The organism is Hyunsoonleella aestuarii, from assembly GCF_006148925.1.
In the GTDB taxonomy this organism is placed as follows: domain Bacteria; phylum Bacteroidota; class Bacteroidia; order Flavobacteriales; family Flavobacteriaceae; genus Algibacter_D; species Algibacter_D aestuarii.
The window spans coordinates 1,438,496-1,453,627 of sequence record NZ_VAWB01000001.1; the positions used below are offsets into that span (position 1 = coordinate 1,438,496).

At 33.6% G+C, this 15,132-nt stretch carries 13 protein-coding genes and 2 tRNA genes; 6 read left to right on the forward strand and 9 right to left on the reverse strand.

Annotated elements, in window-relative coordinates; genetic code table 11:
* The first annotated feature begins 185 nt into the window (after window positions 1-185).
* From mutS to FEF17_RS06495, 3 genes are all read left to right on the forward strand, one after another.
* A complete protein-coding gene (mutS, locus tag FEF17_RS06485) occupies window positions 186-2,798 on the forward strand; it encodes a DNA mismatch repair protein MutS (protein ID WP_139001533.1) in 2,613 nt (870 codons plus the stop codon).
* A 97-nt stretch (window positions 2,799-2,895) separates the two neighbouring features.
* Window positions 2,896-2,967 (forward strand) — tRNA-Gly (locus FEF17_RS06490).
* Between the two features lie 32 nt (window positions 2,968-2,999).
* Window positions 3,000-3,083: transfer RNA gene (locus FEF17_RS06495), tRNA-Leu, on the forward strand.
* A gap of 113 nt (window positions 3,084-3,196) precedes the next feature.
* Here FEF17_RS06495 and FEF17_RS06500 read toward each other — a convergent pair.
* Window positions 3,197-3,553, reverse strand: coding sequence for a hypothetical protein (locus FEF17_RS06500; RefSeq protein WP_139001534.1), 357 nt, complete (start codon window positions 3,551-3,553; stop codon window positions 3,197-3,199).
* An 81-nt stretch (window positions 3,554-3,634) separates the two neighbouring features.
* A complete protein-coding gene (locus tag FEF17_RS06505; RefSeq protein WP_139001535.1) occupies window positions 3,635-4,870 on the reverse strand; it encodes a 3-deoxy-D-manno-octulosonic acid transferase in 1,236 nt (411 codons plus the stop codon).
* A gap of 147 nt (window positions 4,871-5,017) precedes the next feature.
* Here FEF17_RS06505 and FEF17_RS06510 point away from each other — a divergent pair, with 147 nt between their 5' ends.
* Together FEF17_RS06510 and galE are read left to right on the forward strand one after the other, a co-directional pair.
* On the forward strand, window positions 5,018-6,175 hold the full coding sequence (locus tag FEF17_RS06510) for a DegT/DnrJ/EryC1/StrS family aminotransferase (RefSeq protein WP_139001536.1): 1,158 nt from the start codon (window positions 5,018-5,020) through the stop codon (window positions 6,173-6,175).
* On the forward strand, window positions 6,168-7,187 hold the full coding sequence (gene galE, locus FEF17_RS06515) for a UDP-glucose 4-epimerase GalE (RefSeq protein WP_139001537.1): 1,020 nt from the start codon (window positions 6,168-6,170) through the stop codon (window positions 7,185-7,187). The genes FEF17_RS06510 and galE overlap by 8 nt, the downstream gene beginning before the upstream one ends.
* 52 nt (window positions 7,188-7,239) lie before the next feature.
* Here the strand turns inward: galE and lspA are convergent, their stop codons facing one another.
* Genes lspA through FEF17_RS06540 form a run of 5 tightly spaced genes read right to left on the reverse strand, consistent with a single transcriptional unit; the run spans window position 7,240 to window position 12,031 of the window.
* A complete protein-coding gene (gene lspA / locus FEF17_RS06520; protein WP_139001538.1) occupies window positions 7,240-7,734 on the reverse strand; it encodes a signal peptidase II in 495 nt (164 codons plus the stop codon).
* Complete coding sequence (gene fabD / locus FEF17_RS06525; protein ID WP_139001539.1) at window positions 7,735-8,628, reverse strand: ACP S-malonyltransferase; 894 nt, start codon at window positions 8,626-8,628, stop codon at window positions 7,735-7,737.
* 50 nt (window positions 8,629-8,678) lie between these two features.
* The gene (locus FEF17_RS06530) at window positions 8,679-10,235 is read right to left on the reverse strand and encodes an NAD(P)/FAD-dependent oxidoreductase (RefSeq protein WP_139001540.1); all 1,557 of its coding nucleotides are present in this window, start codon (window positions 10,233-10,235) and stop codon (window positions 8,679-8,681) included.
* An 8-nt stretch (window positions 10,236-10,243) separates the two neighbouring features.
* Window positions 10,244-11,095 carry an alpha/beta hydrolase gene (locus FEF17_RS06535; RefSeq protein WP_139001541.1) on the reverse strand — a complete coding sequence of 284 codons (852 nt, stop codon included), beginning with the start codon at window positions 11,093-11,095 and terminating at the stop codon, window positions 10,244-10,246.
* A gap of 3 nt (window positions 11,096-11,098) precedes the next feature.
* Window positions 11,099-12,031: a dihydrofolate reductase gene (locus FEF17_RS06540; protein WP_139001542.1), complete on the reverse strand. Its 933-nt coding sequence runs from the start codon at window positions 12,029-12,031 to the stop codon at window positions 11,099-11,101.
* 282 nt (window positions 12,032-12,313) lie between these two features.
* On the opposite strand from FEF17_RS06540, the gene FEF17_RS06545 reads away from it, so the two are divergent.
* Entirely contained in the window at window positions 12,314-12,610 is a 297-nt protein-coding gene (locus FEF17_RS06545; protein ID WP_139001543.1) for an isoamylase early set domain-containing protein, read from the forward strand.
* Between the two features lie 51 nt (window positions 12,611-12,661).
* On the opposite strand, the gene FEF17_RS06550 is transcribed toward FEF17_RS06545, so the two are convergent.
* Together FEF17_RS06550 and FEF17_RS06555 are read right to left on the reverse strand one after the other, a co-directional pair.
* Window positions 12,662-13,486, reverse strand: a complete 825-nt coding sequence (locus FEF17_RS06550) for a thymidylate synthase (RefSeq protein ID WP_139001544.1) — start codon at window positions 13,484-13,486, stop codon at window positions 12,662-12,664.
* Window positions 13,487-13,601: 115 nt separating this feature from the next.
* The gene (locus FEF17_RS06555) at window positions 13,602-15,131 is read right to left on the reverse strand and encodes a NupC/NupG family nucleoside CNT transporter (RefSeq protein WP_246046796.1); all 1,530 of its coding nucleotides are present in this window, start codon (window positions 15,129-15,131) and stop codon (window positions 13,602-13,604) included.
* Between the last annotated feature and the right edge of the window lies 1 nt (window position 15,132).

Here is a 15,132-nt window from a genome sequence, read left to right on the forward strand (position 1 = left end):
TTTGTCATTACCGCGAAGGTGGAAATTTTATCGAACGTGTCAATTTATTCGAAATAGCAGCTATTGTTAAAATCTCGTCCTAATTGTAGATAACTTATGATTCCACAACTTCAAAAAACATGAAATTAGTAGTACATTGCATGCTACAATTTTGTCAAAAGTAACATTTAAAAATCACTTTTCCATTGGCTAAAAAAGCAAAGAAAGAAACTCCTTTAATGAAGCAATATAATGCAATAAAGGCAAAGTATCCCGATGCCTTATTGTTGTTTCGTGTGGGCGATTTTTATGAAACCTTTGGAAGTGACGCTGTTAAAGCTGCTGGAATTTTAGGGATTATTTTAACCAAGCGTGGTGCGGGAAGTGAGAGTGAAACAGAGTTGGCAGGGTTTCCTCATCATTCTTTAAATACATATTTACCAAAGTTGGTAAAAGCAGGCGAACGCGTTGCTATTTGCGATCAGTTAGAAGACCCAAAACAAACTAAATCCATTGTAAAACGTGGTGTAACCGAATTGGTAACACCTGGTGTAGCCTTAAATGATGAGGTTTTAGTATCTAAATCGAATAACTTTTTGTGTTCGGTTTATTTTGATAAAAAATATATTGGAATTTCATTTCTAGACATTTCTACAGGTGAGTTTTTTACGTCACAAGGCAATGCAGAATACATTGATAAGTTACTTCAAAACTTTAGTCCGAGTGAAGTTTTGGTTTCAAAACAAAAGCGTGTGCTTTTTAATGAAACATTTGGTGATGATTTTCATACTTTTTATCTTGAAGATTGGGTGTATCAAACCGATTATGCTTATGAAACTTTAATTAAACACTTCGACACAAAAACATTGAAAGGTTTTGGTATTGAAGATTTGTATGAGGGTATTATTGCATCTGGTTCTATTCTTCATTATTTAGGAGAAACCCAACATCACAAATTACAACATATTACGGGTATTTCTAGAATAGCTGAAGATGAGTATGTTTGGATGGATAAATTCACTATTAGAAATTTAGAGCTTTACAATTCTACTAACAATAGTGCTGTAACTCTTTTAAATGTTATTGATAAAACTATTTCGCCTATGGGTGGAAGGCTTTTAAAACGTTGGTTAGCATTGCCGTTAAAAAACGTTGAAAAAATTAAGCAACGTCATGAAGTAGTAAGTTTTTTAAGCAAAGAAAACACCGTGCTTCAAAAGATTCAAAATCATATTAAACATATAGGTGATTTAGAACGACTGATTTCAAAAACAGCTACCGGTAAGGTGAATCCACGAGAGGTCATTCAACTAAAAAATTCTTTAGAAGCCCTTGTTCCTATTAAAAGTATGGCTTCAAATTCTGAAAATGAATCATTACGAATTATTGGTGATAATTTGCAGAGTTGTGAGGTTCTTCGTGAAAAAATAAAGGAAACACTTAATGAAGAAGCGCCTGTAAATGTCCTAAAAGGTAATACCATCGCAATTGGGTTTTCATCAGAATTAGATGAACTAAGAGACTTATCAAAATCAGGTAAAGATTATTTAGATAATTTGCTGGAACGTGAAAGTGAACGTACTGGTATTACATCACTAAAGATTGCATCCAATAATGTTTTTGGTTACTATATTGAAGTTCGAAATACGCATAAAGATAAAGTCCCTGATGAATGGATACGTAAACAAACCTTAGTAAATGCAGAACGTTACATTACCGAAGAACTTAAAGAGTACGAAGCCAAGATTCTTGGAGCCGAAGAACGTATTTTAACCATTGAGCAGCAATTATTTTCAGAGTTGGTTGGTTGGATGAATATATACATCAAAACGGTCCAGCAAAACGCTTATTTAATTGGTCAACTAGATTGTTTATGCGGTTTTGCTCAACTGGCAAAAGATAATGATTACATATATCCAAATATTGATAATTCCTTCGATTTAGATATAAAAGATGGTCGCCATCCAGTTATTGAAAAGCAATTGCCACTAGGAGATGTTTACATAGCTAACAATGTATTTTTAGATAGAACATCGCAACAAATTATTATGATTACTGGGCCAAATATGTCTGGTAAGTCGGCAATTTTGCGTCAAACAGCCTTAATTGTATTGTTGGCTCAAATTGGAAGTTTTGTACCAGCTAAGGAAGCGAATATTGGTTTAGTTGATAAAATATTTACTAGAGTAGGCGCGAGTGATAATATTTCTATGGGTGAATCTACTTTTATGGTAGAAATGAATGAAACGGCTTCTATTCTGAATAATATTTCTGAAAGAAGTTTAGTCTTACTTGATGAGATAGGACGAGGAACCAGTACATATGATGGTATTTCTATAGCTTGGGCTATTAGTGAATATTTACATGAACATCCTTCAAAACCAAAAACATTATTTGCAACCCATTACCATGAGCTTAATGAAATGAGTGAAACCTTTGAGCGTATAAAAAATTTCAATGTTTCTGTTAAGGAGTTGAAGGATAATGTGTTGTTCTTGAGAAAACTCGTTAAAGGTGGCAGCGCCCATAGTTTTGGTATTCATGTAGCTAAAATGGCAGGCATGCCCCAGCAAGTTTTGCGTCGAGCTAATAAGATTTTAGAAAAATTAGAAAAATCTCATTCTAGTGAAGAGCTAACAGATAAGGTTAAAACCTTAAATGACGATTTGCAACTTAGTTTCTTTAATTTAGACGATCCTTTGCTTGAAAATATCAAGGACGAAATACTACATACCGATATTGATACCCTCACACCAGTTGAAGCGCTTATGAAACTCAATGAGATAAAGCGTATGTTGGTAAAGAAAAAACAGGCATAAAAATAATTTCATTTATTTTATCAAAAGGCTTTGCTTTTCCTAGAAATATTTTAAATTTGCATCCGCAATCGAGAGATTGTTTGTTCATTAAAAAACTGCGAAAGTAGCTCAGGGGTAGAGCATCACCTTGCCAAGGTGAGGGTCGCGGGTTCAAATCCCGTCTTTCGCTCTGAAACTTTCTTAAAATATACCAATTAATTTGCTGAAGTGGTGGAATTGGTAGACACGTTGGACTTAAAATCCAATGGACATTAGTCCGTGCGGGTTCAAGTCCCGCCTTCAGTACAAAAGCCTTTATCTTTTTTAGATAGAGGCTTTTTTTTATGGGTCATTTTGAGTAATAAAATAAAAAAACCACCGTGAAGACGGTGGTTTAATAATACTTAAATCAACAACGTTTAGTTGTTAATCTTAATTTTATCTGCTTCTTTTTTAATAGCATCGGAAGCTGAACTTGCAGCATCATCCACTGCTTCTCCTGCAGCATCTACAGCTTTGTCTACAGTTTCACCAGCAGCATCTACAGCAGCATCAACTGCGTCTCCAGCAGCATCGACTGCGTCTCCAGCGGCGTCAACTGCGTTTTCAACAGCATCGCCAGTAGCTTCTGCAGCTTCATCTATAGCGTCACCAGCAGCTTCAGTAGCATTCTCTACTGCTTCTTCAACAGAATCTGCTTTTTTTGTATCTCTACAAGAAGTAAAAGATATTGCTAATGCCATTAATAATGCCAAACTTAAAAGTGATTTTTTCATGATTTTTGTTTTTAGTGTTAATTATTTATAGTCAGTGTCAATTTAATGACTTTATTTAAAAATTCTGTTTAAATTTATAGTTTATATACGCAGATAGTCTAGTATTTGGATGACTGCACCTCTGTTTTTTCTTATAAACTCCGAATTTTTAGACCCACTTTTTAAACGTAAGTCACTATTTGTGATTAATTTATTCATTATCGTATCAAACTCAACTTGATTTGAAATAGACCACATCCCTCCATTATTAATCATAGCTTCCGCTTCTGGAAATTTTGAATAATTTTTTCCAATAATTATTGAGACACCAAATACAGCCGGTTCTAAAGTATTATGTAGTCCAGTGTTTCCCATTGCCCCACCCACATAGGCAATATCTGCATAGCTATAAATTTTGCTAAGTAAACCAATGGTGTCTATAATAAAAATCTTAGCCTCGAGAATTTCTTTACTATCTTTTTCAGAATATAAAATCGTTTTTGTGTTTAGTTTCTTTTGTAAATTCTTGATTTGAGCAGGTTTAATGTTATGAGGTGCAATAATGTACTTTACGTCGTTGTAATTACTGTTATTTATGAAATCTATAAGCAACTTTTCATCTTCCTGCCAACTACTACCTGCCACTATACATAACTTGTCTTGCTTAAAATTGGCTATAAAATCTAATGTGTTATCAGTTCCTAATTGACCTGTAACTCGATCGAATCTTGTGTCTCCTGAAACACTCACATTTTTGAAACCGATGGTTTCTAAAAGCGCTTTAGAATGTTCGGTTTGAGTAAAAATATGATCGAATGCAAATAAGGCGTTTTTTAAATGACTACCATAGAATTTAAAATACGGTTGGTTTTTTCTAAACTCTGCTGAAATTAATATAGCACGCTTTTGCCTCTTCTTTAATTCGAGTAAAAAGTTAGGCCAAATATCATATTTAACAAACACCGTAAGCTCTGGCTTTACAATGTCTAGAAATTTTTTCGCTTTCGATATTGTGTCTAAAGGAAGATAAACAACAACATTAGCAACAGGAGAAATTTTCCTTATTTGATAACCAGAGGGAGAAAAAAAAGACAGAATAATTTCGTGATTTTTATAGTGCTCCCTTAGTTTTTTAAAAACCGGAAATCCTTGTTCATATTCACCCAAAGAAGCACAATGAAACCAAAGTTTTTTATTAGATGGATTTAATTCACTTTTTAAAATTTGAAAAGTTTTAGAACGCCCATCAACACCAAGCTTTATTTTTTCATTAAAAGGAGCTAAGCATTTTAGAGCAAAATCAAGACATTTAATAGAAGTATTGTAAAAAAAGTTCAATCTTATTTTGTTTAACGCTAAAATACATTTCTTTCAATGAAATCTGTGGATAACAGGTGCGATTTTTGTAATTTTGTTTGCTTAAAACTTGAATAGAGTTCGGCTTATGTTCAATAAATAGGTCATGGACATCTTTATACTTTAAACATGAGAAAAATTCAAATGGTTGATCTAAAAGGTCAGTATGCCGACATAAAAGATGTCGTTAATCCTTCAATTCAAGAGGTAATTGAAAATACAGCATTTATAAATGGGCCAAAGGTTCATGAATTTCAGAAAAATCTAGAAAACTACCTAGGTATTAAACATGTTATACCTTGTGCTAATGGGACTGATGCCCTTCAAATAGCCATGATGGGTTTAGGATTGAAACCTGGAGATGAAGTTATAACTGCAGACTTTACATTTGCAGCAACTGTTGAGGTAATAGCTTTGTTGCAATTAACTCCTGTATTAGTAGATGTTAACGAGGGTGATTTTAATATCAATATTGATGCCATTAAAAAAGCTATAACTCCAAAAACTAAAGCTATTGTTCCTATACATTTATTTGGGCAATGCGCTAATATGGAAGCTATCATGGAAGTAGCCAATGAGTATAATTTATTTGTAATTGAGGATAATGCTCAAGCTATTGGAGCAAATTACACCTATAAGGATGGTTCTAAAGCAAAGGCTGGAACTATTGGAAATGTAGGGGCAACTTCTTTTTTTCCATCAAAAAATTTAGGGTGTTATGGAGACGGCGGTGCTATTTTTACAAATGACGATGATTTAGCACATACTATTAGAGGTATAGTTAATCATGGCATGTACAGACGTTATCATCATGATGTGGTTGGTGTAAATTCTAGATTAGATAGTATTCAAGCGGCGGTTTTAGATGCTAAACTTCCAAAATTAGATAGTTATAACAGAGCAAGACAGCATGCTGCAAAAAAATATAATGCTTCTTTCAAAGGCATTCAAAGTATCATCACACCAGTTACAGTTAATAAAGGGTGTGTAGGTATTTGCGATAATTGTGATTGTCATGTGTTTCATCAATATACATTAAGAATAGAAGGTGCAGATAGAGACGCCTTAGCTGCTCATTTAAATGAAAGTGGAATTCCTTGCGGTGTTTATTATCCAATACCACTTCATAAGCAGAAAGCTTATGCTGATGATAGATATAATGAAGCTGATTTTCCGATAACCAATCAATTGGTCAAAGAAGTCATTTCATTACCGATGCATACCGAATTAGATGATGAACAAATAGAATTTATTACATCCACAATTATTAAATTTATTAATGGTTAAGATATTAGTAACGGGTGGACTTGGTTTTATAGGGTCTCATACCGTTGTAGAATTGCAAAATGAAGGATATGAGGTTGTTATAATTGATGACCTATCCAATTCTTCTGAAAAAGTATTGGATGGAATAGCGGCCATTACTGGGAAAACACCAATTTTTGAAAAGTTAGATCTTAAAGAAAAAGTGGGGGTTAAAGCTTTTTTTGCAAAACATGTTGATATAAAAGGAGTTATTCACTTCGCGGCAAGTAAGGCTGTAGGAGAAAGTGTTAAGGAACCGTTATTATATTACGAAAACAATATTTGTACTTTGGTTTATATCTTAAAAGAACTTAAAAAATTACCCGAGGCTTCATTCATTTTTAGTTCATCCTGTACGGTTTATGGTCAAGCAGATGAATTACCAATCACAGAAAATGCACCTGTGAAGCAAGCTGAATCACCTTATGGTAATACAAAACAAATTGGTGAAGAAATTATTAAAGATACTTGTAAAGTAGTTTCTGGTTTAAAAGCGATAGCGTTAAGATATTTTAACCCAATTGGAGCACATGAATCCTCTAAAATTGGAGAATTACCAACTGGTGTACCTCAAAACTTAGTGCCATTTATAACGCAAACTGCAATTGGATTAAGACATGAATTGTCTGTTTTTGGAGATGATTATCCAACACCTGATGGCACTTGTGTTAGAGATTATATTCATGTTGTAGATTTAGCTAAGGCTCATGTAGTAGCTCTTGGGCGTTTGTTGAAAGGGAATAATAAATCGAATTATGAAACCTTTAATTTAGGTACTGGAAAAGGAAGTTCGGTTTTAGAAGTTGTTCAGTCTTTCGAACGTGTTTCAGGTAAAAAACTTAATTATAAAATTGTTGACAGAAGAGAAGGTGATGTTATTTCTGCTTATGCTGACACCAATAAGGCGAATAATGATCTAGGGTGGAAAACCCAATTTTCTTTAGATGAGGCTATGCTTTCCGCTTGGAATTGGGAGAAGAAGGTTAGAAGTTAGAAATGTTAAGAATAAAAAGAGGTTACTAAAATATTAGCAATCTTTTTTCTTCTCAAGGGTAGGTTTTCTTCTTTCTAAAACTACCAATAATTAAAATAATCATTCCAGTAGTTACTGCTAAATCGGCAATATTGAAAATACCTGTTCTCAATAAATCGGTTAATTTTATATAAAGAAAGTCGGTTACAGAACCAAAGGCTATTCTATCAAAAACATTGGCAATACCTCCTCCTATTATTATCGAAAAAGCAAAAAGAGACCATTTGTCTAGTTTCTTATCTTTTAAAATATATCGCAATACCAAACCAAGCACAACAACGGGTAATACTAATAACAGTATTATTCTAAGTGTATCATTGAGTTCACTACCCATACCGAGAAAAGCTCCTTCATTTTCAACATTCATTAACTGGAAATAGCTACCTATTATTGGTGAAGACGAACCAGTTTCAACGCAGCTGCGTACTAATACTTTAGATACTTGATCTAAGGCAATAGTAATTATTATGGTAACAAAAATTTTCGCTGAACGAGGTGAGATTTTCATTTAGGAATTTGCTTCAAAAGTTGCAGAAACCGTTTCTGAGTCTCTATTAATTTTCTTTACCAGTCCTTGTAAAACTTTACCTGGACCAACTTCAGTAAATAAACTAGCTCCATCTGCTATCATTTGTTGCACAGACTGTGTCCATCTTACTGGAGCTGTTAATTGCGATATAAGGTTAGCTTTTATTTCAGATTCATCAATTACGGCATTAGCAGTAACATTCTGATAAATAGGACAATTAGGTTTGCTAAATGTTGTGCTTTCAATTGCTGCAGCCAATTCTTCGCGCGCAGGTTCCATTAATGGGGAATGAAAAGCACCTCCTACTGGTAAAACTAAAGCTCTACGTGCTCCTTCTTCTTTTAAAACTTCACAAGCTTTATTAATGGCTTCAATTTCCCCCGATATAACTAATTGCCCTGGGCAGTTATAATTTGCCGCAACAACAACTCCCTCAGTCATCGCACATATTTTTTCTACGACATCATCATCTAACCCTAAAACTGCAGCCATAGTACTTGGTTGTAATTCACAAGCTTTTTGCATGGCCATAGCCCTTTGAGAAACTAGTTTTATGCCGTCTTCAAAATTTAATGTACCGTTAGCAACTAAAGCTGAAAATTCTCCAAGTGAATGTCCAGCAACCATGTCAGGTTTAAAACTATCGCCTAAGGTTTTAGCTAATATTACAGAGTGCAGAAATATTGCTGGTTGTGTAACTTTGGTTTCTTTTAAATCTTCAGCAGTTCCTTCAAACATGGTATCAGTAATGTTGAAACCTAAAATTGAATTAGCTTCTTCAAATAACTCTTGTGCTAAAGGTGAGTTTTCGTATAAGTCTAAACCCATTCCTGAAAATTGAGCACCTTGACCTGGAAAAATATATGCGTTCATAATAGTAAAAGTTAGTTTTTAGTGCTGCAAAAATAGAAATAAAATTACAACTATATATTATTGATAGCAGCTTCCGCACATCGTTCGCCATCCATAGCAGCAGAAATAATACCTCCTGCATAGCCGCCACCTTCACCACATGGAAATAAGTTGGAAATTTCAGGGTGTTGTAATTTGTTATTTCTAGGTATGGATACGGGGGACGAAGTCCGAGATTCAACTCCAACAATATTTGCTTCTTCAGTATAATAGCCTTTCATTTTTCTTCCGAAAACTTCGAATCCTTTTCGCAACCTGCCACCAATAAACTTCGGTAATAAAGAATGTAAGGGTGCCGATTTTAGTCCTGGTTGATATGATGTTGAGTTCAATTCGTTAGATAATTTGCCTTCGACAAAATCTGTTAGTCTTTGGGCTGGAGCTGTTTGATTACGTCCTCCTGAGGTAAATGCTAAACGCTCTAAGTTTTTCTGATACTCAAGGCCTTTAAGTGCTCCAAATTGATCGTATTTAGCCAAATCTGTATCCACATTTATTTCAACAACAATTCCAGAATTAGCATATAAATTATTCCGTTTAGATGGTGACATACCATTTACAACCACTTCGCCATTGGCCGTTGCTGCGGGAACTATAAATCCGCCTGGACACATACAAAAAGAATAAACACCTCGATCTTTTATTTGTTCTACAAGGCCATAAGAAGCAGCAGGGAGCAGAGCTGGCCGAGATCCAGAACAATGATATTGAATGGAATCAATTATGTGCTGCGGATGTTCCACTCGAACACCCATAGCAAAGGATTTAGCTTTAATCGCAATTTCTTTTTTATTTAAAAGATAAAAAATATCTCTAGCTGAATGACCAGTAGCAAGTATAACCTTGTCTACTGGAATTTCGGTATTGTTTTTTAACTGAATCGCCTTTATCTTGTCGTTTGCAATGATGAAATCGGTTACGCGGGTTTCAAAATGAATTTCCCCTCCATATGCAAGGATGGTTTCCCTTATATTTTGAACCACCTTTGGTAATTTATTTGTGCCAATGTGTGGATGTGCATCAACCAAAATCTGTTCTGTTGCACCGTGATATACTAAGTTCTCGAAAATACGTCTCACATCACCACGTTTTAAACTTCTGGTGTAAAGCTTTCCATCGCTATAAGTGCCTGCCCCTCCTTCACCAAAACAGTAATTGGAATCTTCATTTACAAAGTGGTCTTGATTAATGGCTTTTAAGTCTCGCCTGCGATCTTGAACATTTTTCCCGCGTTCTAAAACAATGGGTTTATAACCCAACTCAATACAACGAAGAGCTGCGTACATACCAGCAGGTCCAAAACCAATAATATGTATGGGATTTGCTTTTGAAATATTTTTATATTCAAATGTATATTCAGAGTTTTGAGGAACAGGTTGATCTATAAAAACCGCTACTTTGTAATTGAAAACAATTTTAGGTTTTCTCGCATCAATAGATTTTCGAAGCACTTTAATTCCAGTGATTTCTTTTTTATTAATAGCTAACTTTCTAGCTGATTTTAATAAGAGAATATCGGACTGCTCCTCCTCTTTAAGTGAAATTCGTATTTGGATTTCTTTTACCATTAATTTAATTAATCGTTATATATTCTAATTAAATCATTTGTAAAGCATGCTCTCCAAACTTTCCAATCATGCCCACCATTAATTACTAAAGTTTCGTTTTGTATATTATTTTTAGTAAAAAAAGATCTTAATTTTGTGATGACATTAAAAATACCATAGGCATCATCGTCACCTGTTGAGGTATAAAATTTTGGATAGTCTTCGACAAATTTAGAAGAGTCAATTAAATTTCGATATGAGTATGATTTCCAAATGGAATCATTAAAAACACCTTTAAATTTAAAAACATCAATTTTTCTAGATGATGAAATTTCAGGAGGTGATGGAAAATAGGCTGCTGGACTAAGTAAAACAACTGATTTAAATAAGTTTGGGTATTTTAAACCAAAGTTTAATGCTCCAAACCCTCCAGCTGAATTTCCTGCTAATATTCTTGTTCCCCAATTAGCTGAAACGCCATATTCGCTTTCTATATAAGGAATGAATTCATTAATATAGATTAATTCCATAGGTGTTGTGCTATTAACATACCACGAATTTTTTGCATTTAATGATACAGCAATTGTAGGTTTAATAGTTTTAGTTCTAATTAGACTATCTAGAATGTGCTTTATATTACCCTCTTTTTTATTAAACCAATCGTCATTACTTCCACCATGGCCATGCAGCAAATAAAGGATGTAATTATTTTTATTATTCTGGAATTTTTCAGGCAAATAGATTGAGTAATTAATAGAATCCTTTAAATGGTTTGAGAATAAACTTCTTTCTAAAATTTTAGAAGCCATTCCTTCTTTTGTTTTATTAGAATTACATCCGAAAAGAATCAAAAAGCTTATAATAAGGAGAGGTATTCGCATATGCTACTTTCTTTCATAAGTCAAAAAAGAGAACTCATAATCATGATTTTCATCTTTTTTATGAAATACATTGGATGTTTCTTTCCAGATAGAGGTGTCAATTTTTGGAAAGTACGCATCAGCATCAAAATTTTCATGTACTCTAGTAATCTCAATTTTATCTGCTAGATTCATGGCTTGTTTATAAATTTCTCCACCTCCAATTATAAAAGGTTGTAAATCGGTCTTTGCAGCATCAATAGCATCTTTTAAACTATGCACCAGTATAACGCCATCAGGAACTTTGTAATTATCTTGTCTTGAGATAACCACATGTGTTCTGTTCGGCAATGGTTTAGGAAAACTTTCAAATGTTTTGCGCCCCATAATAATATGATGCCCGTTAGTTAAACTTTTAAAACGCTTCAAGTCATCACTTAAATGCCAAATGAGTTTGTTACCTTTTCCAATCGCATCGTTTTCAGCTGCTGCCACTATTATGGTAAGTTTAGATTTTTTGGCGTTGGGTTTAAGGTTTTCAATTTTTGTAGTTGATTCATTATAAACCTCACTTTGTGCTATTAAGGTTTCTTCTTTTACAAATCCAGCTTTTAATTTTTCAATGCGGGCTTGTTGTTTTGCTACTAGTTTTTCTAACTGTTGTTTTTCCCAAGCTTTCCCCATAAATTTATGAGAAATAAACACATTAAAAGCATGATAAAAAAAGAAGAATAACCATAATAAAATAGCAAAAACAAACCAGTTAATTTCAAAAATTTTAAAGTCTTCACCAATGCCTAATACGGTGTTGGCTAAAATTAAAAACAAAGCTCCAATTAAAAATAGCACAAAATGAACATACAAAAGTTTTTTTTGTTTAATCCGTTTTTGAGCGTTTTCAATTAGTTCGAGTTGCTCTTTATCTATTTGCGGTATGGGTTTCTTTTTTCCAAACATGGGTTCAATTTTGCATATGTAAAGTTAAAGCTTTTTTAGAGATTTTTAGTGTTAATATAAAGCTTGAAAACGAAATCGTTATAGTATAAAAAAGGCTGAAAATCAGTATAACAGGACATTTAAATGATAACAATCTTATAATTTTGTTCTTAAATAATTGCGTACTTTAAATTAATGTGAACAGAAATTAACAAATTGATAATTCTTTAGGCTAAAACCACTTAAGCGTTATCTTATATGTTAATCTTTCATAAATTTGTACCGTAAACAACACATTTTATTATGGCTATTAAAAAACAGTATTTAAAGAGTAAACCTATATGTAAAGTAACTTTTTCAATTGAAGCTGAAGAAGCGAAAAAAGTTTCTGTTGTAGGCGGTTTTAATGAATGGAATGCTAAAAAAGCTCCACTTAAAAAATTAAAAAACGGAACGTTTAAAGGAACTATCGATTTAGATAAAGATAACTCTTATGAGTTTAAATATATCGTTGATGGGGCTTATGTAAACGATAATGCTGCTGATGCTTATGCATGGAATGACTATGCTGGGGCAGAAAATAGTATAGTGACCGTTTAAGAAACATTTAAATTATTTAAAAATTGCTTCCATTTTATGGAAGCAATTTTTTTATACAGCTACCATGCCCTTTATGTGTGGATGTGGATTGTAATCTACCAAAGTAAAATCCTCAAAAGTAAAATCAAAAATATCCGTTATCTCAGGATTTAAAATGATTTTTGGAAGGGGTCTTATATCTCTTGAGAGCTGAAGTTCTAGTTGCTCATAATGATTGCTGTAAATATGCGCATCGCCAAAAGTGTGAATAAATTCTCCTGCTTCATAGCCACAAACTTGTGCAATCATCATTGTGAATAAGGCATAAGACGCAATATTGAATGGTACTCCCAAGAATATATCGGCACTCCTTTGATATAGTTGACATGATAATTTTCCATTGGCAACATAAAACTGAAAAAATGCATGACAAGGGGGCAATGCAGCTTTGCCGTTAGATACATTTTCACTAAAACTAACTGAAGTGTCTGGTAAAACAGATGGATTCCAAGCCGAAACCAACATCCTGCGACTATTTGGGTTCGTTTTTAAGGTATTAATAACCTCTTTTATTTGGTCTATTTCATCATTATTCCAGTTACGCCATTGATGTCCATAAACGGGTCCTAAATCACCATTTTCATCGGCCCATTCATTCCAAATACGCACGCCGTTTTCGGTTAAATAATTAATATTGGTATCCCCTTTTAAAAACCACAGTAATTCATAAACTATAGATTTTAAATGCAGTTTTTTGGTGGTTACCATTGGAAATCCTTCACCTAAATCAAACCGCATTTGATAACCAAAAACACTTTTTGTTCCTGTTCCTGTTCTATCTCCCTTTTCGTTACCGTTATGTAAAACGTGCTTTACTAAATCGTGATATTGTTTCATTTATTCAGTTCTCTTAATCTATTTAAACGGAATTAAAAATATGAAAAACCACCAAAAAGATGCATTAGCTTATGAAAAATCTTATTATAAAGTTATTAACCTAAAAAATGAAGTTTTAACCGATAATCATACCTGCAATGGTAGCCGAAATTAATGAAGCTATGGTGCCACCAATTAAAGCTTTCATTCCAAATTTTGAAAGTGTTTTGCGCTGTCCCGGTGCTAATGAACCTATTCCGCCTATTTGAATTCCTATGGAAGCAAAATTTGCAAAGCCGCACAGCATATAGGTAGCCATTATTATCGACTTTTCGTAGCTCAGATGAATTGCGCTTGTTATGTTTTTTAATTCTGAGAGTTGAATATATCCTATAAACTCACTCGCTGCTAATTTAATTCCTAAAAGTTGCCCCATAAGCGCCATATCTTCTTTCGCAACACCAATGAGCCACATAAGTGGCGCAAAAGTATATCCTAAAATAAGCTCAAGGGATAGACTGTTGTATGTGGTATTATTTGCAATCCAACCATTTAATGATGATACATCACCAACCCATCCAAGAATACCATTAAACATGGCTATAAAAGCTACAAAAACAAGAAGCATAGCACCTACGTTAACAGCTAGCTTAAGCCCCTCTGTGGTTCCATTTGCAATAGCATCCAAGAAATTAGATCCAATTTTTTCTTGAGAAACCTGAACATCTGTATTCACGTCTTCTGTCTGGGGATATAAAATTTTTGAAATAACAATTGCACCAGGAGCAGCCATAACTGATGCTGCCAATAAATGTTTAGCATAAAATAATCTTAATGCAGGGTCGTCCCCTCCAAGAAAACCTATATATGCTGCTAATACAGCTTCTGCAACGGTAGCCATACCTCCAATCATGACCAAAAGCATCTCAGACTTGTTCATTTTTTCTAAATAGGCCTTAATTAACAAAGGAGCTTCGGTCTGACCTAAAAATATATTTCCTGCAACGCTTAAACTTTCAGCTCCAGATATTTTTAAAGCTTTCGATAATAACCAAGCCATCGCTTTTACTACTTTTTGAATGATGCCTAAGTAGAATAAAACAGAAGTTAAAGCCGAAAAGAATATAATAGTTGGTAATACTTGAAATGCGAAAATAAAGCCGAACGTATCCATATCTACAACTAAACCTTCAAAAAGGAATTTACTACCCGCTCGAGTAAAATCTAAAACACTTACAAATAGACCTCCAACAAATTCGAAGATACTTTTGACGAATTCAATTTTTAAAACACCAATGGCAATTAGTAATTGAAAAGTTAAACCGATCCCAACTACTTTCCAATTAATGGCTTTTTTATTACTACTAAAAAGAAAAGCAATAAATACAAGAGTAATCATTCCCAGAATTCCACGCCATAAACTATTTATAGAGAATCCTTGACTAGGGATGATTGAAGACTCTTCTGCTTTATAAGATTGCTTCGTTATGTTTAAAGATTCATTATGGTTTGATTTTAAAGTGTCTAGTGAGGTGCCTTTTACTTTTTCAATGGAGGTAGACGTTTGAAGTGTATCAATTTGAGCTACTTCAGTTGTGTTTTGAGCTGTAATTGTTGAAGTAAACAAAATAAACATTGCAGCAAAAGACAAAAGAAGTTGTTTCATA